The organism is Nocardioides lentus, assembly GCF_039529515.1.
GTDB lineage: Bacteria > Actinomycetota > Actinomycetes > Propionibacteriales > Nocardioidaceae > Nocardioides > Nocardioides lentus.
This window is the reverse complement of the sequence record NZ_BAAAMY010000002.1, coordinates 284,861-307,158: the sequence shown is the minus strand read 5'-3', so window position 1 is coordinate 307,158 and position 22,298 is coordinate 284,861. Positions and strand designations below refer to the sequence as shown.

The 22,298-nt window shown below is 75.9% G+C and carries 20 protein-coding genes; 8 read left to right on the top strand and 12 right to left on the bottom strand.

Going from position 1 to position 22,298, the window contains the following annotated elements; translation table 11 throughout:
- Positions 1-13: 13 nt before the first annotated feature.
- On the bottom strand, positions 14-886 hold the full coding sequence (locus tag ABD158_RS05025) for an ATP-grasp domain-containing protein (protein WP_344004581.1): 873 nt from the start codon (positions 884-886) through the stop codon (positions 14-16).
- Positions 887-921: 35 nt separating this feature from the next.
- Here ABD158_RS05025 and ABD158_RS05020 point away from each other — a divergent pair, with 35 nt between their 5' ends.
- The 7 genes from ABD158_RS05020 (at position 922) to ABD158_RS04990 (ending at position 9,040) form a co-directional block, all read left to right on the top strand.
- A complete protein-coding gene (locus ABD158_RS05020) occupies positions 922-1,347 on the top strand; it encodes an NUDIX hydrolase (protein ID WP_344004578.1) in 426 nt (141 codons plus the stop codon).
- The gene (locus ABD158_RS05015; RefSeq protein ID WP_344004575.1) at positions 1,344-2,279 is read left to right on the top strand and encodes an SMP-30/gluconolactonase/LRE family protein; all 936 of its coding nucleotides are present in this window, start codon (positions 1,344-1,346) and stop codon (positions 2,277-2,279) included. The genes ABD158_RS05020 and ABD158_RS05015 overlap by 4 nt, the downstream gene beginning before the upstream one ends.
- 24 nt (positions 2,280-2,303) lie before the next feature.
- The gene (gene dxs / locus ABD158_RS05010; protein ID WP_344004573.1) at positions 2,304-4,241 is read left to right on the top strand and encodes a 1-deoxy-D-xylulose-5-phosphate synthase; all 1,938 of its coding nucleotides are present in this window, start codon (positions 2,304-2,306) and stop codon (positions 4,239-4,241) included.
- Complete coding sequence (locus ABD158_RS05005; protein ID WP_344004571.1) at positions 4,225-5,553, top strand: hypothetical protein; 1,329 nt, start codon at positions 4,225-4,227, stop codon at positions 5,551-5,553. The genes dxs and ABD158_RS05005 overlap by 17 nt, the downstream gene beginning before the upstream one ends.
- Positions 5,554-5,614: 61 nt before the next feature.
- Positions 5,615-6,562, top strand: coding sequence for a proteasome assembly chaperone family protein (locus ABD158_RS05000; RefSeq protein ID WP_344004568.1), 948 nt, complete (start codon positions 5,615-5,617; stop codon positions 6,560-6,562).
- Between the two features lie 69 nt (positions 6,563-6,631).
- Entirely contained in the window at positions 6,632-7,507 is an 876-nt protein-coding gene (locus ABD158_RS04995; protein WP_344004565.1) for an acyl-CoA thioesterase, read from the top strand.
- 141 nt (positions 7,508-7,648) lie between these two features.
- Positions 7,649-9,040 (top strand): peptidoglycan DD-metalloendopeptidase family protein, encoded by a 1,392-nt coding sequence (locus tag ABD158_RS04990; RefSeq protein ID WP_344004562.1) that lies wholly within the window; start codon positions 7,649-7,651, stop codon positions 9,038-9,040.
- A 30-nt stretch (positions 9,041-9,070) separates the two neighbouring features.
- Here the strand turns inward: ABD158_RS04990 and ABD158_RS04985 are convergent, their stop codons facing one another.
- Both ABD158_RS04985 and ABD158_RS04980 read right to left on the bottom strand, forming a co-directional pair.
- Entirely contained in the window at positions 9,071-9,973 is a 903-nt protein-coding gene (locus ABD158_RS04985; protein WP_344004560.1) for a MaoC/PaaZ C-terminal domain-containing protein, read from the bottom strand.
- Position 9,974: 1 nt separating this feature from the next.
- Positions 9,975-11,327: a 3-oxoacyl-ACP reductase gene (locus tag ABD158_RS04980; RefSeq protein ID WP_344004557.1), complete on the bottom strand. Its 1,353-nt coding sequence runs from the start codon at positions 11,325-11,327 to the stop codon at positions 9,975-9,977.
- Positions 11,328-11,520: 193 nt separating this feature from the next.
- Here ABD158_RS04980 and ABD158_RS04975 point away from each other — a divergent pair, with 193 nt between their 5' ends.
- A complete protein-coding gene (locus tag ABD158_RS04975) occupies positions 11,521-12,804 on the top strand; it encodes an acetyl-CoA C-acetyltransferase (protein ID WP_344004554.1) in 1,284 nt (427 codons plus the stop codon).
- 88 nt (positions 12,805-12,892) lie between these two features.
- Here the strand turns inward: ABD158_RS04975 and ABD158_RS04970 are convergent, their stop codons facing one another.
- The 9 genes from ABD158_RS04970 to ABD158_RS04930 form a co-directional block, all read right to left on the bottom strand.
- A complete protein-coding gene (locus ABD158_RS04970) occupies positions 12,893-13,588 on the bottom strand; it encodes a TetR/AcrR family transcriptional regulator (protein WP_344004551.1) in 696 nt (231 codons plus the stop codon).
- A gap of 102 nt (positions 13,589-13,690) precedes the next feature.
- Positions 13,691-15,238 (bottom strand): ATP-dependent DNA ligase, encoded by a 1,548-nt coding sequence (locus tag ABD158_RS04965; protein ID WP_344004548.1) that lies wholly within the window; start codon positions 15,236-15,238, stop codon positions 13,691-13,693.
- A 73-nt stretch (positions 15,239-15,311) separates the two neighbouring features.
- The gene (locus ABD158_RS04960) at positions 15,312-16,403 is read right to left on the bottom strand and encodes an MSMEG_0565 family glycosyltransferase (RefSeq protein ID WP_344004545.1); all 1,092 of its coding nucleotides are present in this window, start codon (positions 16,401-16,403) and stop codon (positions 15,312-15,314) included.
- A gap of 25 nt (positions 16,404-16,428) precedes the next feature.
- Positions 16,429-17,265, bottom strand: a complete 837-nt coding sequence (locus ABD158_RS04955; protein ID WP_344004543.1) for a carbon-nitrogen hydrolase family protein — start codon at positions 17,263-17,265, stop codon at positions 16,429-16,431.
- Between the two features lie 11 nt (positions 17,266-17,276).
- Complete coding sequence (locus ABD158_RS04950) at positions 17,277-18,617, bottom strand: MSMEG_0569 family flavin-dependent oxidoreductase (protein ID WP_344004540.1); 1,341 nt, start codon at positions 18,615-18,617, stop codon at positions 17,277-17,279.
- Entirely contained in the window at positions 18,614-18,928 is a 315-nt protein-coding gene (locus tag ABD158_RS04945; protein ID WP_344004537.1) for an MSMEG_0570 family nitrogen starvation response protein, read from the bottom strand. The genes ABD158_RS04950 and ABD158_RS04945 overlap by 4 nt, the downstream gene beginning before the upstream one ends.
- A complete protein-coding gene (locus ABD158_RS04940; RefSeq protein WP_344004534.1) occupies positions 18,921-19,796 on the bottom strand; it encodes a carbon-nitrogen hydrolase family protein in 876 nt (291 codons plus the stop codon). Before ABD158_RS04940 ends, ABD158_RS04945 begins: the two co-directional genes overlap by 8 nt.
- Positions 19,793-21,226 carry an MSMEG_0567/sll0787 family protein gene (locus tag ABD158_RS04935; protein ID WP_344004531.1) on the bottom strand — a complete coding sequence of 478 codons (1,434 nt, stop codon included), beginning with the start codon at positions 21,224-21,226 and terminating at the stop codon, positions 19,793-19,795. The genes ABD158_RS04940 and ABD158_RS04935 overlap by 4 nt, the downstream gene beginning before the upstream one ends.
- Positions 21,226-22,290 (bottom strand): MSMEG_0568 family radical SAM protein, encoded by a 1,065-nt coding sequence (locus ABD158_RS04930; protein WP_344004529.1) that lies wholly within the window; start codon positions 22,288-22,290, stop codon positions 21,226-21,228. The genes ABD158_RS04935 and ABD158_RS04930 overlap by 1 nt, the downstream gene beginning before the upstream one ends.
- Between the last annotated feature and the right edge of the window lie 8 nt (positions 22,291-22,298).

The following is a 22,298-nucleotide window of genomic DNA, read 5'->3' as shown; positions in this document are numbered from 1 at the left end:
CCACCCCGGCGGCTCAGGCGCGCGAGCGGATCACCGAGGCGATGGCGCCGACCCGCTGGGGCGCGGCCTCGATCACGAAGAACGACGGCTCGCACAGCTCGAGCTCCAGCACGACCGGGCCGTCGGCGGTGGGCAGCAGGTCCACGCGGGCGTAGAGCGGCGCGGCGCTGCCCCCGGGCACGGCCGCCAGGGCCCGGCGTACGACGTCGGCCTGGTCGGCCGTGACCTCGCGGGCCGTGATCTCCTCCTCCTTGAACAGGCCCTCGACCAGGCCGTCACCGACGCCGAGCAGGGCGCCCTTGCGGAAGGCGTGGGAGATCTCGCCGCCGATCACCACGACCCCGGTCTCGCCCGCGGCGTCGACCTGGTCGAGGTAGGGCTGCACGAGCGCGGTCGCGCCGTCGGCGTGGAGGGCGGCGACGTGGGCGCGGGAGCGCTCGACCTCGCCCGCGGAGAAGCGCAGCGCTCCGCGCGAGCCGGCGCCGACGCTGGGCTTGACGACGTGCGGGGCGTCGGCCCACGGGTGGTCGGCGGGCTCGCCGGGGTCGACGAACGCCGACGGCACCGTCGGCACCCCGGCCGCCGCGAGGTCGGCGAGGTAGCGCTTGTCCGTGGTCCAGCGCAGCAGGCCGGGCGGGTTCTCGAGCCGCGTCACCGCCGCGGTCGCGTCGGCCCAGGCCAGGAACTCCTCGCGCCGCTCGGCGTAGTCCCACGTCGAGCGCACCACCGCCAGGTCGTACGACGCCCAGTCGGCGCCGGCGTCGTCCCAGACCACGGCGTCGACCCGGGCCCCCTGCTCGCGCAGGGCCCCGGCGAGCAGCCGGCCCTCGTCGTCGAGGTCGGGGACCTCGGCACAGGTGACCAGGGCGATGGACTCTCCGCTCATGCCTGCAGCGTGCCAGCCGCCGTTAGCGTGGGTCCATGAGGTCCTTCTCGGTGGTCGCCGTCGTGGACGCCCGCGGCTGGGTGCTGATGCAGGAGCGCGACGAGCACCCGGTCATCGACCCGGGGTGCTGGGGCCTGCCCGGCGGCGCGATCGAGGCGGGGGAGAGCCCCGAGGAGGCCGCGCACCGCGAGCTCGCCGAGGAGACCGGCCTCGCCGCGCCGGGGCTCGCGGGGCTCGGGGCGTTCGAGGTCGAGCACCCCGTCGTCGGCCGGCACACCTGCCACCTGTTCACCGCCGCCCTCGACGTCACCGACGACGACGTCGTGTGCGGCGAGGGTCGCCGGATGGTGTTCGTCGACCCCGGCCGGGCGCCCGCGCTGCCGCTCACCGTCTCGACCCGCCAGGTCTGGCCGGTGCTGACGGCCTCGCCGCTGCCGGCCGCGTCCGGGGAGGCGCGGTGAGGCTCACGGTGCACCCGGTCCCGGGCCACGGCGCGGAGGATGTGCTCGTCGACCCCGCCGACGGCTCCGTGCTGACGGGCACCGAGGACGGCGCCGTCACCCGGGTCGCGGCCGACGGGCGGCGCACGACGCGGCTCGGCGTCACCGGGGGCCGTCCGCTGGGCCTGGAGTGGCTGCCCGACGGTCGGGTCCTGGTCTGCGACAGCACCCGCGGCCTGCTCGCCCTCGACGCGACCAGCGGCGCGGTCGAGCCCCTGGTGACGACCGTCGACGGCCGGCCCATGCGGTTCTGCAACAACGCCGCCGTCGCCGACGACGGCACGATTTACTTCACCGACTCCTCCCGCCGCTTCGGTCGGGAGCGGTGGAAGGACGAGATGGTCCAGGACACCCGCACCGGCCGGCTCCTGCGCCGCGACCCCGACGGCACGGTGACGACCGTGCTCGACGGGCTGGCGTTCGCCAACGGCGTCGCGCTCGCCGCGGACGCCTCCTGGGTCTGCGTCGCCGAGACCGCCGCCGCGCGGCTGCGGTGCCTGCGCCTGACCGGACCCCGGGCCGGTGGTGCCGACGTCGTCGACGGGCTGCCCGGCTACCCCGACAACGCCTCCCGCGGCACCGACGGCCTGGTCTGGGTCGCGATCGCCAGCCCCGTCGACCCCGTCGTCGGCCTGGTGCGGCGCGCGCCCCTCGCCCTGCAGCGGCTCACGACCCGCCTGCCCGCACCGCTCCAGCCCGCGCCCCGCCGTACGGTCCGGGTGCGGGGGTACGACGTGACCCCCGCCGGCCTCGACCTGGTCCACGACGTCGACGCGACCGCGATGGCCACCGCGGACGCCGCGTTCCACATGGTCACCGGGGTCCGCGAGCACGACGGTCGGCTCTGGCTCGGGAGCCTCCACGAGCCCGCCGTCGCCGTCCTCGACCGCTGAGCCGGCTCCCGTAGGCTCGTGGCCATGGGCCTGCTCGACGACCTCACCTCCCCCCGCGACCTGCGCGACCTCGACGCGGACGCGCTCGAGACCCTCGCCGCGGAGGTCCGCGACCGGCTGGTCTCGACCTGCGCCCGCACCGGCGGCCACCTCGGACCCAACCTCGGCGTCGTCGAGCTGACCATTGCGCTGCACCGCGTCTTCGACTCCCCGCGCGACCGGATCGTCCTCGACACGGGCCACCAGTCCTACGTCCACAAGATGCTCACGGGCCGCGCCGGCGACTTCGACGGCCTGCGCCAGGAGGGCGGGCTGTCGGGCTACCCGAGCCAGGCCGAGTCGCCGCACGACGTCGTCGAGAACTCCCACGCCTCCACCGCGCTGTCCTACGCCGACGGGCTCGCCAAGGCCTACGCCGTGCGCGGCGAGGACCGCCACGTCGTCGCCGTCATCGGCGACGGCGCGCTGACCGGCGGGATGGCCTGGGAGGCCCTCAACAACATCGCGATCGCGGAGGACTCCCGGCTCGTCATCGTCGTCAACGACAACGGCCGCTCCTACACCCCGACCATCGGCGGCCTCGCGACCGCGCTGACGAGCCTCCGCACCAACCCGCGCTACGAGCAGGTGCTCGGCCAGGTCAAGCGGCGCCTGCCGGCGGTGCCGGGCGTCGGCGGCCCGGCGTACGACGCGCTGCACGCGGTCAAGAAGGGCCTGAAGGACGCGCTGGCGCCGCAGGGCCTCTTCGAGGACCTCGGCCTGAAGTACGTGGGCCCCGTCGACGGCCACGACCGCGCCGCGCTGGAGCAGGCGCTCGGCAGCGCCAAGCGGTTCGGCGGTCCGGTCATCGTGCACGCGCTGACCCGCAAGGGCTTCGGGTACGACGCGGCGGAGGCCCACGAGGCCGACCAGTTCCACTCCCCGGGGCCCTTCGACGTCGACAGCGGCGTGGAGAAGCCGAAGGGCCGGATCTGGACCGACGTCTTCGCCGACGAGATCGTCCACATCGGACGCCGCCGGCCCGACGTGGTGGCCATGACGGCGGCGATGATGCACCCCGTCGGCCTGCACCACTTCGCGGCGCAGTTCCCCGAGCGCACCTGGGACGTCGGCATCGCCGAGCAGCACGCCGCCACGTCGGCCGCCGGGATGGCGATGGGCGGGCTGCACCCCGTCGTCGCGGTCTACGCGACCTTCCTCAACCGGGCCTTCGACCAGGTCCTGATGGACTGCGCGCTGCACCGCTGCGGCGTCACCTTCGTGCTCGACCGCGCCGGCGTCACCGGCGACGACGGGGCGAGCCACAACGGCATGTGGGACATGTCGGTGCTCCAGGTCGTCCCCGGCCTGCGGATCGCCGCCCCCCGCGACGGCGCCCGCCTGCGCGAGCTGCTCGGCGAGGCCGTCGAGGTCGCGGACGCCCCGACCGTCGTGCGCTTCCCGAAGGGTCCGCCGCCCGCCGACCTCGAGGCCGTCGACCGCGTCGGCGGCTGCGACGTGCTGGTCCGCGAGGGCCCGCGCGACGTGCTCCTCGTCAGCGCCGGGGCGATGGCGACCACCGCCGTCGACGTCGCCCGCCGCCTGGTCGACCAGGGCATCGGCGTCACCGTCGTCGACCCCCGCTGGGTCAAGCCCGTGGACGCCGCGCTGGTCGACCTCGCCCGTGAGCACCGGCTCGTCGTCAGCGTGGAGGACAACGGGCGCGTCGGCGGCTGCGGCAGCGCGCTGCTGCAGGCCCTCGTCGACGCCCGCGTCGACACCCCGTTCCGCCTGCACGGCGTGCCGCAGGAGTTCCTCGACCACGCCAAGCGCGCGGCGATCCTGGCCCGGATCGGCCTGGACGCGCAGACGCTGGCGCGCGGCATCGTGGAGGACGTCACCGCGCTCGACGGCGCGGCCGCTCCCGCGGGCGCCGAGGGGCGGGCGGGCACGGACCGGGCGGGTCGTGCGGACTCGGCGTAGGGCCGCCGCGGCGCTCCCGCTCCTGGTCTCGCTGGTCCTCGGGACCACCTCCTGCGGGTTCCTGAGCGACGAGGTCGAGCCGGGCGCCGCCGAGACGAGCGCGCCGGGCGACCCGGGTGCCGGGTCGGGCGACGTCCGCGGGGACGCCCGCCCGGCGCTGCTGGACGACGAGGCCCGCCTGACCCGCGCGGTGCGCGGGCTGCTGCGGGAGCGCGCCGCGGCGCTGCGCGGCGCGGACGGCGGCGCGGTGCTGGCGGGCGTCGCCGACGACCCGGACGCGCAGCGCGCGCAGCGCGTCTACGCCGACAACGTCGCGGCGCTGCCGGTCGCGACCTTCCGCTACGTCACCGGGGACGCCGTCCTCAGCCCGGACCCGGCGGCGGGTGCGGAGGGGGAGGTGAGGGTCGGCGTCGACCTGCGGACGCGCCTGCGCCGCCTCGACACGGGCGCGGTGTCCTCGCCCCGCGAGATGGTCCTCGCCGTCGACGGCGACGACCTGCGGCTGGTCTCCGACGTCCCCGCGCTGGCCGACCCGAGCGCCGGCGGCGCGCAGCCCTGGGACCTCGGTCCGGTCACCACCGTGACCCGTGGCGGGGTCCTCGGGGTCTTCGACGCGGGTGCGCCCGACGCCGCGGCCGTGGGGGAGGCGGTCGTCGACGAGGCCGCGGACGCCGCGGACGACGTGGCCGCGGTCGTGCCCTACCGCTGGTCCGGCGACGTGGCCGTCTACGGACCCTCCGACACCACCCTGCTCCGGGCCCTCGGTGGGCTCCCCGCCGGTGTGGCCGACGGGCTCGACGGGGTCGCGTTCGGCGTGCGGCCCGCCGACGGCGGCCCCGACGTCGCCGAGCGGGTGCTCCTGCACCCCCGCATGCTGCGCGCCGACGAGGCCGAGCGCGACCGTCTGCTGCGCCACGAGCTCACCCACGTCGCGCTCTCCGGCCGCGACGACGGGGTGCCCCGCTGGCTCTCCGAGGGCCTCGCCGAGTGGGTCTCGGTGCAGCCCCTGCGGGCGGACGAGCGCCTGATCTCGATGGCGGCGCTCCGCGCGGCGCGCCGCGGCGTCGAGACGCTCCCGCCCGACGACTCCTTCAGCACCGGCGCCCGCTCCGGTGCCGACTACGGCATCGCCTGGCAGGCCTGCGAGGAGGTCGCCGCCGTCTACGGCGAGGACGCGCTCTGGACGCTGCTCGAGGCGATGGGGGCCCGCGGGGACCGCAGCCCCGAGGCGGTCCTGGAGACCGTGCTCGGCACGACGGGCGACGACCTGGCCGCCCAGGCCTCCGACCGCATCGTGTCCGCCTACGGCTGAGGGGGGCGGGCGCGGCCCGGGCGGGCCGGGGTGTGCTGCGCCACGCGACTAGGTTGGGCCCATGAGTGAGTCCAGCCGCCTGGTGCACATCGTGGACGAGGTCCCGGGTCTGCCCGAGGGCGCCGCGCCCGTCCTCGTCCTCGCCCTCGACGGGTTCCTCGACGCCGGCAGCGCTGCGGCGCGCGCCGCGAAGCACCTCACGGACCTCGGCGAGGGGCCGGTGGTCGCCACCTTCGACGTCGACGCGTTCTACGACTACCGCGCCCGGCGACCGCCGATCACCTTCGCGCGCGACCACTACGAGGCCTACGAGGCGCCGCGCCTCGTCGTACGCCTGCAGCGCGACGACGCCGGCACGCCGTACCTGCTGCTGACGGGGCCGGAGCCGGACAACCGGTGGGAGGCCTTCGCCCGCGCCGTGCGCGAGGTCGTCCAGCGGCTCGGGGTCTCCCACGTGCTCGCGATGGGCTCGGTGCCGATGGCGGTGCCGCACACCCGGCCGATCACGCTGACCCACCACGCCAACGAGCCGGCGCGCGACTCGGGTCTGCTCGCCGTCGAGAGCCCGTGGCGCGGGGAGATGCGGGTGCCGTCCTCGGCCCAGGCGCTGCTCGAGCTGCGCCTCGGGGAGTGGGGCCACCCCGCCAGCGGGTTCGTCGCGCACGTGCCCCACTACCTCGCGCAGCTCGATCACCCCGCCGCGTCGGTGGTGCTGCTGGAGAACGTCGAGCGCGCGGGCGCGATCGCCGTGGACCTCACGGTGCTCCGCGAGGAGGCCGCCCGGCGCGAGGTGGAGGTGGCCGACTACCTCGCCGAGCACGACGAGGTCCGCGAGGTCGTCGTCGGGCTCGAGCGCCAGTACGACGCCTTCCGGCGCGCCGAGGAGTCCGGCGACAGCCTCCTCGCGCAGGACCGGCCGCTCCCGACCGCCGACGAGCTCGGCAACGAGTTCGAGCAGTTCCTCGCCGGCCTCGACCGCGGCGAGGAGCCGCCCCCGCCCGCCCGCTGACCCGGGCGCCCGCCCGGCTCGTCACCCACGCCCGTCGCCCACCGACCCGCACCCGCCAGGAGAACCGCCGTGCCCACCTCCGCCGCCGAGGTCGTCGACCTCCTCGACCTCGAGACCCTCGACGACAACCTCTTCCGCGGGCGCCAGCCCGAGACCACGCTGCAGCGGGTGTTCGGGGGCCAGGTCGCCGCGCAGGCCCTCGTGGCGGGCTCCCACACGGTCGACCCGGCGTACGAGGCGCACTCGATGCACTCCTACTTCCTGCGCCCGGGCGACGTCTCCATCCCGATCCTGTACGACGTGGAGGTGCTGCGCGACGGCCGGTCGTTCGCGACGCGCCGCGTCGTGGCGCGCCAGCACGGACGCCCGATCTTCTTCCTCACCGCCAACTACCAGCGGGTGGAGGAGGGGCTCGACCACGCCGACCCGATGCCCGACGTGCCGGGACCCGAGGACGCGATGAAGCTCGCCGACATCGTCGGCTCGGCCGGCGACGAGGCCCGTGAGCGGTGGGAGCGGGAGTGGGCGGCGCTCGACGTGCGCTACGTCGGCAACAGCGGCGAGGGCGGCGGCATGGACGCCCCCGCCGGGCGCAGCGTCGGGGCGCGGCTGTGGATCCGGGTGGCCGGGGAGCTGCCCGACGACCGGCTGCACCAGCTCGCGGCGTTCACCTACGCCAGCGACCTCACCCTGCTCGGGGCCGCGCTCGTGCCCCACGGCCTGCTGATCGGCGACCCCCGGATCCAGGCCGCCTCGCTGGACCACACCATCTGGTTCCACCGGCCCTTCCGGGCCGACCGCTGGTGGCTCTACGACCAGACCTCGCCGTCGGCCCAGGGCGGGCGCGGTCTCGCGACGGCGCGGGTGTTCGCCGAGGACGGTCGCCTGGTCGCGTCGGTGGCCCAGGAGGGCCTGATCCGGCCGGTCTCGCGCGATCGTTCCTGAGCGCCCATAGCATGACACCGGTGTAATTCACGGGACCTTGCTGACAGACACGCCGAGGTGTGTCTACGGTTGGGGCTCCTGTGACGAATGGGTGCCCCTGAGACTGGTGTGACTCGTCGTCCGTGACCTCGAGGTGACCGGATGCTCCTGCGCCCAGACCGCTCGACCCTGCGCCGACGTGCGCGCACCGGCGGTGTCCTGGCCACGGCCGCGCTGCTGGCCCTCTCCGTGGCGGGTGCGGCCTCGCCGTCCGCCGCCGTGGCGGGAGCCGACGGGAAGGACCAGCGGGCGCAGAGCGAGCGGGTGCGCATCGACTCGGTGCCCGTCGGCAGCCGTGTCGACGGCGTGAAGGTCGACGGCTCCCGCGAGACCGCGGCCGAGCGGGCCGAGCCCCGCGCCCAGCGCGAGTCCTTCACCCCGCGCGCCACCGAGGCGCCCCGGGCGGCGTACCAGATGCCGTTCCGGTGCGGCGAGACCTGGGTGGGCTCCACGCGCTCCTCCCACAGCCCGAGCACCTTGTCGGTCGACTGGAACCGCACCGACGACTTCGACATGCCGGTCGTGGCCTCGGCGGCCGGCACGGTGACCACCGCCTCGTCGACGACCAGCGGCTACGGCAAGTGGGTCGTGGTCGACCACGGCAACGGCGACTCCACGCTCTACGCCCACCTCAACTCCATCGCCGTGCGCGTGGGCCAGAAGGTCCCGCGCGGGCAGATGGTCGGCCGTCTCGGCACCACCGGCAACTCCACCGGTCCCCACCTGCACTACGAACAGCGCCGCAACGGCTCCGTCGTCCACCCGTTCTTCGACGGCGTGCAGTTCCGGTTCAACACCTCGCTGACCTCGAAGAACTGCGCCGAGCCGGAGCCCCCGGCCCAGCCGCCCGCCAAGCCCCTCGCCGGTGACGTGCCGCTGGCCGGCAACGTCGTGGACGGCCCCGAGGACGACCCGGTGCGCTGGCGGCGCAGCGACCCCGCCCGCTACGAGGCCGAGCGCGCCGACGGCACGACCCGCACCACCGTCATGGGCGGGCTCAAGGACCAGCCCGTGCTCGGCGACTGGACCGGTGACGGCCGCGCCAACCCCGGCTACTTCCGCCCGTCGACGCGCACCTTCCGCCTGCGCAGCCCCGAGGGCCGTCAGACGATCAGGTTCGGCTACAAGGGCTCGATCCCGCTGGCCGGCGACTGGGACGGCGACGGCGTCGACGAGATCGGTGTGTGGCGCCCCGCGATCGGCCGCTTCGACCTCCGCGGCGCCGAGGGCGGCGTCTTCCGCTCCATCGTGATGGGGGAGTCCGACCAGCTGCCGTTCGTCGGCGACTGGAACGGCGACGGCCGCGCCGACGTCGGCGTCTACGACCGCGACACCCGGACCTTCACCCTGCGCACCCCGCGGGGCAAGTTCCGCAGCTTCGTCCACGGACCCGCGGGCGGGCTGCCGATCGCCGGCGACTGGGACGGCGACGGCCAGGACGAGCTGGGCACCTGGGACCCGGCCACCGGCGCGTTCGACCTCCGGGGCGACTGACCCCGTCGACCGACCCTCGTCCGACCGACCTCAGAGGGCGGTGGCCCGACCCGTCAGGTGCGGGGCACCGTCCGTGGGGGACGTCAGCGAGAACAGGTAGCCGCGCTCCGCGCCCTCGAGCGGTCGCGAGCCGAAGGCCACCGTGCCCGGCAGGAAGATCGGCTTCTTGAACGCCACCTCGACGCGGGAGGCGTCGCCGAGCCGGTTCTCCAGCGCCGCCACGCACCGCGCCAGGCTCCACATGCCGTGGGCGATGTGACGCGGGAAGCCCAGGGGCTTCGCGGTCAGCGGGTGCAGGTGGATCGGGTTGGCGTCACCCGACACCGCGGCGTAGCGGCGGCCGAGGTCACCGGGCAGCGGCCACCGCGTGCCGTTGGGCGGTGCCGTCTCCAGCCGCAGGCCGGCCGGCGCCTCGTCGGACCCCCGGCCGCGGCGCAGGTAGGTCGAGGTGCTCTCCCAGACCGTCTCGTCCCCGACCGTCGCGGTCGCGGAGAACACCAGCGCCGTGCCCTTGGGGTGGGGTCGCGCCGCCGAGGCCTCCACGCGCAGGCCGAGGGCCTCGCCCACGGCGACCGGCCGGTGGGAGGTGATGTCGTTCTCGACGTGCACCGTGCCGACCGCGGGGAACGGGAAGGCGGTGTCGGTCATGATCGCCATGTGCAGGCCGAAGGCCAGCACGTGCGGGTAGGGCATCGGGACGGTGTCCTTGACCGGGAAGCCGCAGACCGCGCCGTACGCCTCGACGTGCTCGCGCTCGACCGTGACCGGGGCGCGGTGGTAGGCCAGCCCGTCGTAGGAGGAGCGGGGGGCCTTGCGCACGCCGGGCAGCCGGTTGACCACGGGCAGCAGCGGGAGCGCGGCCCGGGCCACGGTGGCGAGCCCGCCGGGCTCGCCGACGAGCTCCTTCTCGGGGGTGGTGCCGGTGCTCGTCACGTCAGGCCCCCAGCATCATCTGGCCGCACACGCGGACCACGTTGCCGTTGACCGCGGTGGAGCCCGGGTGGGCGTACCAGGCGATCGTCTCGGCGACGTCGACCGGGAGCCCGCCCTGCGCCATCGCGTTGAGCCGCTGGCCGACCTCGCGGGTCGCGAACGGCACCGCGGCGGTCATCTTGGTGATGATGAACCCCGGAGCGACGGCGTTGACGGTGATGCCGCCGTCGACCTCGCCCGCGAGGGCGTCGACGAGCCCGATCACGCCGGCCTTCGAGGCGGCGTAGTTGGTCTGCCCGACGTTGCCGGCGATGCCGGCGATCGAGGCGACGCCGATGATCCGGCCGTTGGGGTTGACGACGCCCTGCTCGAGGAGCTCGCGCGAGATGCGCTCCGGGGCCGTGAGGTTGACCGCGATCACGGACTCCCAGCGGTCGGCCTTCATGTTGGCGAGCTTCTTGTCGCGCGTGATGCCGGCGTTGTGGACGACGATGTCGACCCCGCCGTGCTTCTCGCGCAGGTGCTGGGCGAGGCGCTGGGGCGCGTCCTTCGCGGTGATGTCGAGGGCGACGTGGTCGCCGTCGAGCTCGCGGACCAGCTCGACGAGGTCGCCGGCGGCCTGCGGTACGTCGACGCCGACCACGGTGGCGCCGTCGCGGTGCAGCACACGGGCGATCTGCTCACCGATGCCGCGGCTCGCGCCGGTGACCAGCGCGACCTTGCCGGCCAGGGGGCGCTCGGGGTCGGTGGCCTCCTCCGCGGGGGCGGTGGCGCCCTGGGTGCCGATCCGGACGACCTGGCCCGAGACGTACGCCGACTTCGGCGAGAGCAGGAAGGCGAGGGTCGACGCGAGCGCGTCGGCACCGTGCTGGAGGGCCTCGGGCGTGCTGTAGACGAGCTGGGAGGTGCCGCCGCGGCCGACCTCCTTGCCCAGGGAGCGGGTGAAGCCCTCCAGGGCGCGCTGCGCGACGCGGGCGGACGCGGAACCGGCGTGGGCCGGGTCGAGGCCGACGACGACGAGCCGCGGGCAGGTCTCCAGGCGGCGCATGAGCGGGGTGAAGAACTCGGTCAGCGCGACCAGGGACGCGGAGTCCTCGAGCCCGGTCGCGTCGAGGACGAGGCCCTTGAACCGGCCCTCCTCGCCGGCGACCGTGGTCGCGTCGACCCCCAGCGCCCCGAGGGTGGCCGGCAGGGCGTCGGCCAGGGGGCCGCGCCCGCCGACGAGGACGGTGCCGTCGACCAGCGGGGCGCCGGGGGTCCAGCGCTCGAGGCTCACGGGGGCGGGCAGGCCCAGGTTCTTGACCAGCAGCTTGCCGATCGGGGTGCTGACGAAGCCCTGGTAGCGGTCGCTCATGTCGTCGGGGTCCTCACTGTTCGCTCTCGCGGGTGGTGCGCGGGGTCGGGGGCGGCGCCCTCAGGTGTAACGCCTGTTGTAACTCGGTGTCCACTTTTGGTGAGATGGGACTCACCGTGGTCCGCATCCAGGTTACTCGCGAGTAGGATGCTGGTGCAGACCGACTCACGATCTATCCCCAGGAGCCGTCCCCATGCAGCAGACCACCCGTCGCGTCGCGATCGTCGGCGGCAACCGGATCCCGTTCGCGCGCTCCAACGGCGTCTACGCGACCGCCTCCAACCAGGACATGCTGACCGCGGCCCTCGACGGCCTCGCGGACCGCTTCGACCTGGTCGGCGAGCGGCTGGGCGAGGTCGTGGCCGGTGCCGTGCTGAAGCACTCGCGCGACTTCAACCTGACCCGCGAGTCGGTGCTCGGCTCGAAGCTGTCGCCCGAGACCCCCGCCACCGACATCCAGCAGGCCTGCGGCACCGGCCTGCAGGCCGTCATCCAGGTCGCCAACAAGATCGCGCTCGGCCAGATCGAGTCCGGGATCGCGGGCGGCACCGACACCACCTCCGACGCCCCGATCGCGGTCGGTGAGGGCCTCCGCAAGAAGCTCCTGGCCGCCAACCGCGCGAAGACCACCCAGGGCCGCATCGCCGCGCTGGCCAAGATCCGCCCCGGCGACCTCGTGCCCTCCATCCCGCAGAACGGCGAGCCCCGGACCCGGCTGTCCATGGGCGAGCACGCCGCGCTCACCGCGGTCGAGTGGCAGATCGGCCGCGAGGAGCAGGACGAGCTCGCCGTCACCTCGCACCACCGTCTCGCCGCGGCCTACGAGCGGGGCTTCCTCGACGACATGGTCACCCCGTTCCGGGGGCTCGAGCGCGACCAGAACCTGCGCCCCGACTCCTCGGTGGAGAAGCTGGCGACGCTCAAGCCGGTGTTCGGCAAGGGCGCGGCGGCCACGATGACCGCGGCGAACTCGACGCCGCTCACCGACGGCGCCTCCGTCGTGCTGCTCGCCTCCGAGGAGTGGGCCGAGGCGCGCGGGCTGCCCGTGCTGGCCTACCTCACGGCGTACGAGACGGCGGCGGTGGACTACGTCCACGGCGGCGAGGGCCTGCTGATGGCCCCGGCGTACGCGATGCCGCGGATGCTCGAGCGCGAGGGCAAGGACTTCGGCTCGTTCGACTTCTACGAGATCCACGAGGCGTTCGCCTCCCAGGTGCTCTCGACGCTGAAGGCGTGGGAGGACCCCGTGTTCTGCAAGGAGCGCCTCGGGCTCGACGGTCCGCTCGGCTCGGTCGACCGCGCCAAGCTGAACGTCGTGGGCTCGTCGCTGGCGGCCGGCCACCCGTTCGCCGCCACCGGCGGGCGGATCGTCGCCACGCTCGCCGCGCTGCTCGCCGAGAAGGGCTCGGGCACCGGCGTGATCTCGGTGTGCGCCGCCGGCGGCCAGGGCGTGACCGCCATCCTCGAGCGCCCCTGACCGCGAGTCGTCAGGAGCTCACCCGCGAAGCGCCCCGAGTCGGCACGAGATCCCGGTGGAAGCCGGGAGCTCGTGCCGACTCGGCGTCTCAGGGGGTGCGCACGCCGCCGGTCGCCAGGGCCAGGGCACTGGTGACCAGGTAGTCGGTGACCTGGTCGGCCGAGATGGTGCCGACGGTCGGGACCCCGGGCGCGGCCTCCTTCACGAGGATGCCGACGCGGGCCAGCTGGAGCGCCCCGAGACCGCTTGCGTACAGGGTGTTGGCGAGCAGGTGGGGGTCGGCGACCGAGAACTCCCCGGCGCTCGTGCCCTCCTCGAGCGCCGCCGCGAGCACGGCGAGGCAGCCCGAGATCGACCGGCCGAGACGGTAGATCGCCGACTCCGCGATCTCGTCCCACAGCTCGGGCCCGGTACGGCGCATCAGCGTCTGCGCGCAGTCCACGAACGCCGGGTGGCCGAGGCCGTAGTCGACGAACGCCTCCGTGATCGCCACGAGGCGCTCACGGGGGGCGTCGCTCGTGGCGGCGGCGGCCGCCAGCGACTCCTTGAGCTCGTCGAGGTAGCCGACCAGGGTGAGCGCGAAGAGCTCCTCCTTGCCGGTGAAGTGGCGGTAGATGATGGCCCGGTTGATGCCGACGGCGCGGGCGACGTCCTCGATCTGCGCCTCGCGCACGCCGTTGCGGTCGAACAGCTCGCGGGTGGCGGCGATGATGTCGCGCTCGCGCTCCCGGCGCCGCTGGGCCGCGGCGGAGCGCCGCCCGTCGGTCGGTCTCGTGGCCTCCATCCCGTCATCGTAGGCGCAGGTGTAACGCCGTGTGGCACAGGTGTGACACGAACGGCGCCGACGTCGTGCGACGCCTGTGCCGTCCTTCGTGGGCGGGCCGGCTCAGGCCAGGGCGCGGACCGCGTCGAGGGTGTCGGCCTGCTCGGGGGTCTTGTCGTCGCGGTAGCGCAGCACCCGGGCGAAGCGCAGCGCGAGGCCGCCGGGGTAGCGGGTCGACCGCTGCAGCCCGTCGAGGGCGATCTCCACGACCTGCGCGGGGCGGACGTGGACGACGTGGCCCTCGCGGTGGGTCTCGAGCCCCAGGAACCGCTCGGTCTGCCAGGCCAGGGTCTCGTCGGTCATGCCCTTGAAGGTCTTGCCGAGCATGACGAAGCCGCCCTCGGCGGACTGGTCGCGGGCGCCGAGGTGGATGTTGGACAGCCAGCCGCGGCGCCGGCCCGAGCCCCACTCGGCGGCGAGGACCACGAGGTCGAGGGTGAGCCGTGGCTTCACCTTCACCCAGCCGGCGCCGCGGCGACCGGCCTCCCAGGGGACGTCGAGCGACTTCACGACCACGCCCTCGTGGCCGCCGGCCACGGCCTCGCGGGCGAAGGCCTCCGCCGCGTCGGGGTCGGTGGTGACCAGACGTGGCACGCGGTGGGCCTCGGGCACCAGCGCGTCCAGCACGTCGAGCCGCTCGCCGCCGGGGGAGTCGAGCAGGTCGCGGCCGTCGAGGTGCAGCAGGTCGAAGAAGTACGGCGTGACCGCGACCGCGCCCTCCTCGTGGGCGCTGGCGGTGCGCGAGGCCGTCTCCTGGAAGGGACGCGGCCGACCCTCGGCGTCGAGCGCGATCGCCTCGCCGTCGAGGACCACGCGTCGGGCCGGCAACGCGCGGACGACCTCGACCACCTCCGGCAGCCGGGCCGTGATGTCGTCGAGGGAGCGGGTCGCGACGAGCACCTCGTCGCCGTCGCGGTGGACCTGGATCCGGATCCCGTCGAGCTTGGTGTCGACGGCGACCGGGGACGGCTCGCCCTCCTCGTCGGGGTCGGCGCCCGCCTTCGACATCGCGTCGACGACCGAGGGTGCGGTCGAGGCGAGCATCGGCGTCACCGGCCGCATCAGCTCGAGCCCGATCGCCGCCAGCGCCTCGTCGCCGCCCGTCACCGCCGCCCGGGCCGCGGTCACGGTGGAGCCCGCCAGCATCGCGGCCCGTCGTACGGCGCGCAGGGAGGCGCCGGTCGCGGAGGCGACGGCCTCCTGCACCAACGAGTCGAGCGCCCCCTGGCGCACCTCGCCGGTCACGACGCCGCGCAGCCACGCCTGCTCGGTCGCCGTCGCGCGTCCGAAGAGCTCGGCGACGGCGGCCGCCCGCGCGCCCTGCGACCCGGGTCCGGAGAGCGCCGCGATCCGCTCGAACGCCGTGTGGACCTCGAGCACCGTCAGCGACGCCTCCGTCGCGGGATCGGGCAGGTCGGCCAGCGAGCGCCAGCCCAGCCCGGTGCGGCGCTGCGGCAGCGCGCCCGCGAGGTAGGAGGTGAGGACCTCGACCTCCAGCGGCGCGTCGGGGTCGGCGGCCGCGAACAGGTCCGCGAGCGCGGCGGTCTTGGCCTTGCGGGAGCGGGTGGCGGCCACGGCGGTGGAGGTCGTGACCACGTCGAGGAGCTGCACGACGCCATCGAAGCACGCACCCCCGACGGCGCGGCGCGACGGACGTGCGGAGGGCGTGTGGAGGGCGTGGCTCTCAGCCCGGGGTGGGCGGCAGCGAGGCGTAGAAGTCCAGGTGCGCCGCGGCCGCCGCGTCCCAGGTGTACGACGCGGCGAGGCGCCGGCCGACGTCCGGGTCCGGCGGGTCGTCGAGCACGGCCGCCAGCGCGCGGGCGATGCCGGGCACGTCCGCGGCCCTGGCCACGGCGTCCCCGAGCACCTCGCGCAGCACCGGCAGGTCGCGGGCCACGACGGGCACGCCGGCGGCGAGCGCCTCCATCGCGGCGAGGCCGAAGCCCTCCTTCGTGGAGACCATCGCGAGCGCGGAGGCCTCCGCGACCAGGGCGGGCAGGTCGTCCTCGGCCAGGGTGCCGAGGACGACCGGCTCGACGCCCAGCGCGGCGGCGCGGGCCTCGAAGGCCGCCCGGTAGTCGCGGTAGTCGAAGAGGGTCTCGCCGCCGCCGAGGACCAGGCGCAGGTCGGGGCGGTCGCGGCGCAGCAGCGCGAACGCCTCGAGCAGGTCGAGGCTCGCCTTGCGCGGCTCGATGCCCCCGAGCGCGAGCACGTAGGGCCCGTGGGCCTCCGCCCAGCGGCGCCGTCCCGGGAGGTCCGCCGCGCCGGCGGCGAACCGCGCGGCGTCGACGCCGTTGGGGATCACGGTCGGGTGCAGGCCCCAGCCCGCGCGCACCTCGGCCGCGACCGACGCGGACACGCACACCCGCGCGAGGGGCGCGGTGAGGGCCCGCTCGTGGCAGGCGGCGAGCGCGGGGGTGGTGAAGGTGTCGAGGTGGTGGACGGTCCGCACGCACGGCAGGGCCGCGTTGGCGGAGATGCAGTCCTGGGCGTGGACCACGTCGTAGCCGTCGCGGGCCCGCGCGAACGCGCGGCCCAGCACGTCGATCGACCGCACGATCCGGGCGCCGACGTCCTCGCCGGCCACGTCGGGGAACGGCACGTCCCGGACCCCGACGCCCGGGGCCACCGGCCGGAAGAACGTGGCGTCGCCGCCGCGCGCGAGCGTCCACACCTCGACCTCGGCGCCGGCCCGGTCCAGGGCCTCGGCGAGCGCCAGCGTGTGGACGACGCCCCCGCGGGGCCGTGTCGAGTAGGTCAGCAGCGCGACCCTCATCCGGCGGGACCCGATCGGGCGGGCCTCACCGCGCGCCCCCGTACGCCGCGGGCACCCGCTCGGCGAGGTGGTGCAGGGTGCGCCGGGCGCGGGCGACCTCGCCGGCGACGTCGACGTCGGCGAGGGCCAGGCCGCCCTTGCCGCCGGTGCGCGCCAGCACGTCGCCGCCGGGCCCGACCACCTTGGCCTGGCCGAGGAACCGCAGCCCGCCGGTCGTGCCGGTCTGGTTGGCCGAGACCCACACCACCTGGTTCTCGGCGGCGCGCGCCCCGTCGTACAGGTCGAAGAGGCGGGACTGACGGTCCGCGGGCAGCCGCGCGGCACGGTCGGTGACGGAGGCCGGCCAGGCCGAGGGGCAGGCGAGGACCTCCGCGCCGTCCAGGGCCAGGCTCCGCGCCGACTCGGGGAAGGTCTTGTCGTAGTCGACCAGCAGGCCCAGCCGGCCGACCGGGGTGTCGAAGGCGGCGAAGCGGTCCCCGGCGGCGTAGACCACCGACTCCCGGACCGCCCGGTGGACCTTGCGGTGCCGTCCCAGCAGCCCGTCGCCGGTCAGGCAGACGGCCGTGTTGTGGACGACGGTGCCGGCGGAGGACAGCGCGGCCTCGGTGAGCCCGAGGCACAGCACCATCGGGCCGGTCGCCGCGCGCAGCCGGTCCAGCTCGGGGCCGTCGAGACCGACCACCGGCGGCGGGTCGGCGGTGTCGGGGTTGCGCAGGTCGCCGAGGTAGCCGCCGAGCGTGCCCTGCGGCAGCACGAGCAGCTGCACGCCCCGGCTCCGGGCGTCGGCCACGACCCGCTCGACCTTGGCCACGGCGCGGGCCAGGTCGCGGCCGAAGTGCGCCGCGACCGCGCCGATCCGCACCCCCGCCACGCTCAGCCCGCCAGCCGGCGGGAGGACGACGCGGCCGCGCCGGCGATCCCGGCGCCGTCCAGGAGCCCGGCACGCAGGCGCTCGGCCACGTGCGCGGCGTCGGCGGCGACGCCGAGGAAGCGCCCGGAGCCCCAGGTGTGGAGCCACGGCAGGCCGACGAAGGCCAGCCCGGGGACCGCGGTCATCCCGCGCACGTGGGCCGGTCTCCCGCCGCCGTCGAACACCGGTGCCCCCACCCAGCGGTAGTCGGGCCGGTAGCCGATGGCCCAGACCACGCTGGTGATCCCGGCCGCCGCCAGGTCCAGCTCGGTGGACTCGGCGCCGGGCTCCCACACCGGCGCGTACGACGAGCCGGGCGGTGCCTCGAGCCCGGCGCGGGCCACGTGGCGGTCGATGTCGGCGCAGATCGAGTTGTAGACGCGGTCGGCGGCGTCGAGCGAGGCGCGCACGGTCGGGGCCACGCCGAGCCGGTGGCCGCCCGGCCCGTCGAGCAGTCCGCCCACCTTGCCGACCAGCCGCATGCCCTCCGCGGCGAAGCGGCGCAGGTCGATGTCGCGCCCGCCGTCGCGGCCGGTGACGTAGTGGTTCGTCTTCTCCCGCGCGGCCAGGCCGCCGGGGTAGCGGGTCACGGGGACGTCGTACAGGCCCATGTCGGCCAGCCAGGTCATCGTGTCCCGCCCGCGGTAGGTCCGTGCCACCCGCGGCGCGTCGCCGAGCGCGAGGTGGACGCCGCGGCCGGCGAGGTGGAGGTCCTCGGCGATCTGGGTGCCGGACTGGCCGCTGCCCACGACGAGGACGTCGCCGTCCGGCAGCTGCCCCGGATGGCGGTAGTCGCCGGACAGGAGCTGCGTCACCGCGGGGTCCAGCGCCGGCGCCCAGGGCGGGACGACGGGCAGGTGGTAGCCGCCGGTGGCCACCACGACGGCGTCGGCGCGCCAGGTCTCGGGGCCGTCCGGGCCGGTCGCGGAGACCGTGAACCCGCCGTCGGCGCCCGGCAGGAGACCGGTCACCGCGGTGTGCTCGCGCACCGGGGGTGAGAACGTCGCGGGGTAGGCCCGCAGCCACGCGACGACCTCGTCGCGGGTCATGAAGCCGTCGGGCTCCGGCCCGTCGTAGGCGTAGCCGGGCAGCCGGCAGTGCCAGTTGGGCGTGACGAGCGTGAAGCTGTCCCAGCGGCGGTCGGCCCACTCGTGGCCGGGGGTGGCGGCCTCCAGCACCACGTGGTCGACGCCGTCGCGCACCAGGTGCCAGCTCACCGACAGGCCGGCCTGGCCGCCGCCGACCACCACGACCGACGTACGGCGCTCGGTCGCGGCGCCGGGGGGAGGGGCGACGCCGCTCACGTGCGCCCCCGCCCCACGTCGGCCGGCAGGGGCGGGTGCACGCGGACCACCTCGACCTCGGCGTCGGCCGGGTGCCGCGACGCCGAGGCGCCCACGGAGGCGACGGTCGCCGCGGCCCCGGTGCAGGCGAACCCGTACCGCGCCCGCACCCGCCGGTCCGCCTCGTCCATGGCCGCGACGCAGCGGGCCACGAAGTCGGCCACCGGGTAGCGACGGCCGGCCTCGAGATGGTCGTGGACGACCAGCGAGGGCGACCAGCATTCCTCCACGCGGCCGTCGGGCCAGCGCACCGTCACCACCGCCTCAGGCACGGGCACCCCCGACGAGCTCGCCGGCGCGGTAGAGGTCCGGACGCCGGTCGCGCAGGTGGAACATCGAGCGGCGGGCGGTGCCGAGCACGTCGTCGAGGTCGAGCGACGCGAGCGCCATGCCGGGCCCGGTGCCGGTGGTGTCGAGCACGTCGCCGCCGGGGCCGACGACCTTCGCGTTGCCGACGAAGCGCAGCGACCCGAAGGTGCCGGTCTGGTTGGTGGCGAGCCACACCACCTGGTTCTCCAGCGCGCGGGCGGAGTCGAAGAGGTTGAAGCGGTGGGTCCACCGGTCGTCGGCCACGTCGCCGGCGCCGGCGGTGCGGGAGGCCGGCCAGGCCGAGATGCAGGCGATGACGCGCGCGTCGTCGAGGGCGAGGGCGCGCGCGGCCTCGGGGAAGGCCTTGTCGTAGCAGACCAGCAGGCCCATCCGCCCGACCGGCGAGTCGAAGGCCAGCAGCTCCTCGCCGGCGTCGTAGTACAGGCCCTCGCCGAGCGGCTGGTGCACCTTGCGGTGGACCCCGACCACGCCGTCCCCGGTGACGGCGGCGGCGCTGTTGTAGCGCGCGGTGCCGTCGGCCTCGCAGAGGCCCACCACCACGGTCATGTCGCCCGCGACCTCGGCGACCCGCCGCAGCTCGGGGCCGTCGAGGTCCATCGCGGGCGGGAGGTCCTCGGGCGCGTCGGCGTGGGTGCCGTCGCGGCCGGAGCCGAGCACGGACAGGTACCCGCCGAGGCAGGCCTCGGGGAAGGCGAGGAGCGCGACGTCCTGGGCGCGGGCGGCCTCGACGTACGTCGCGATCTGGGCGAGGTTCTGCTCGACGTCGCGGCCGAAGCCGTCGGCGACGGCGGCGAGGCGGGTGGTGGTCATGCTGCTCCTAGTCCGGTGACGGCGGGTCCCACGGCCTCGGTGACCACGCCGTCGGGCCAGCGCAGGCCGACGCCCGCGCCCTCGACGAGGTCGCCGCAGACGCGGCTGGTGACGGTGTCGGGCAGGGGGGTCGTGGGTGCCCCCGGGGTGTCGGCGGTGACGACGGCGAAGCCGGGGAAGCAGGTGAGCCAGTCGCCGGCGGGGACGCCGTCGGGGGCGGGCACGGCGGCGACGTCGAGCACGGCCCGGCAGCCGCTGGCCTCGGCGAGCATCCCGGTGGTGCCGACGGTGCCGGCCATGGAGACGTCCTTGGCCGCCGCCGGGGCGAGGCGGGCGACGACCTCGCCGGTCGCGCGGAGCTCGGCCGGGCTGCGGGAGGTCGTGGAGTCCCACTGGGTGCCGGTGTAGCCGGGGCGCCAGGCCCCGCCGAGGTCCGCGGTCAGACGCAGCGCGTGACCGGGGCGGCCGCCGCCGCCGGGCACCGGGCGCGAGGTGGCGCCGAGGGCCGTGACCGACAGCGCGGCCGGCACCCCGAGCTGGGTGTGCCCGCCGAGCACCGGCACGCCCCAGGCGGCCGCCGCGTCGAGCAGCCCCCGCAGGACGCGACGGGCGAACGAGGCGTCGCGGGCGCCGACGGCGTCGAGGAGGCCCACGGGGGTCGCGCCCATGGCGGCGAGGTCGTTGAGGTTGACCAGGACCGCGCACCAGCCGGCCCACTCGGGGTCGCGCTCGACCATCGAGGGCAGGATCGCGTCGCAGGCGGCCACGAGCGGCGCACCGGGGACGGGAGCCGCGTCGTCGCCGACCCAGCCCGCCCCTCCACCCCCCAGCGGGTGCTCGGCGAGACGGCCGAGCAGACCGGCGAGCGGCGCCTTCGTCGCGTCGACGAGCCGCTGCACCCGCGCCACGGGCCAGTCCATCTCGACGTGCGCGACGCCGTGGCGGGTGGTGGGCGCCCCCCGCGAGGCCCAGCCGAGCCGGGTGAACAGCGCGGCGTGGCGGGCCTGCACGGCGGCGTCGAACCGCAGCGCCCCGACGTCCTCGGCGGTCGCGCAGGCCGCTCGGACCAGCGCCGCCGCGACCGGGGCCCGCGCGCCACGGGCGCCCGGCGCCACGACCAGGCGGCTGCCGCGCCACCACCCGAGGTCGCGGGACCCGGCGGCGCGGACCGCGGGGTGCGGCGCGGGGTGCACGCGGACGCCGCCGATCACCTGTCCCCGGACGTCGCGGGCCACGAGCACGACGGTGCGGGGGTCGTCGTCGGCCTCGTCGCGGTCGTGGCCGGCGAAGAGCCGCTGGACCTCGACGAACTCGGCACGCCGCAACCCGTCGTACGCCGCACGGTCGGCGGCGTCCGCCCGCCCGACGGTGTAGGCCGGCGCCGGGGCCGCGGGCGCGCGGTGCCCGGTCAGGATGCCGCCGTCGAGCATCACGCCCCCTCGCAGGACAGGGCCGAGCAGGCGCCGCAGGCGGCACAGCCGGCGGCCTGGTCGGAGCCGAGCATCCCGGCCGAGCGCAGCGCCTTCGCGACGCGGGCGGTCACGTCGTAGGTGACGTCGCGCGGCGGGGCGACGGCCCCGTCGACCTCGGTGGCGAGCGTGCCCGCCAGCGGCCGGAAGGGCACGACGAAGGGGTAGACGCCCATCTCGACGAGCCGCTCGGCCCCGGCGACGAGCTCGTCGGGGTCCTCGCCGAGCCCGACCAGGAGGTAGGTGGAGACCTGGTTGCGCCCGAAGACCCGGACCGCCTCGCGCCACGCGGCCTCGTACTCCGCCATCGGGACGCTGCCCTTGCCCGGCATCCACCGACGCCGCACGTCGTCGTCGAGCGACTCGACGTGGATGCCGATCGAGGCCGCGCCGGCCTCCTTGAGCTCGCTGATCGTGGCGAGGTCGCCCGGCGGCTCGCACTGGACCTGGACCGGCAGGTCCGGCACGGCCTCGCGGACGGCGCGCACGCACCGCGCGAGGTGGGTCGCGCCGCGGTCGCGGCCGTTCGAGGTGCCGGTGGTCATCACCATCTGGGTGACCCCGTCGAGCCGGACGGCGGCCTCGGCGACCTCGGCGAGCTGGGCCGGGGTCTTCACGGCGGTCGTCGAGCCGGCGCGCAGCGAGTCCTCGATGGCGCAGAACCGGCAGCGCTGCGACTCGTCGTACCGCACGCAGGTCTGGACGACCGTGGTCGCGAGCACGTGGCCCGAGTGCAGGCGGGCGATCTGCTCGTAGCGGACCCCGTCGGCGGTCACGAGGTCGTAGAAGCGGGGGCGGGCGACCTCCTCCACCCCGAGACCCGTGTCGGCGCCGTCCAGCAGCAACCGCCCGCCGCGCACGGCGTACGGGCTGCGGGGGTTGAGCGGGACGGCGGCGCCCACGCCGTCGATCAGCACGTGGCCGTCGTCGGAGGGGCCGGCGCCTCCGGTGCGGGAGACCGGCGGGTCGAGCAGCCGGATCCCCTGCAGGGCGAGGTCGACGCGGGTGTCGGGGCGGGAGGTCATGCGCGCGC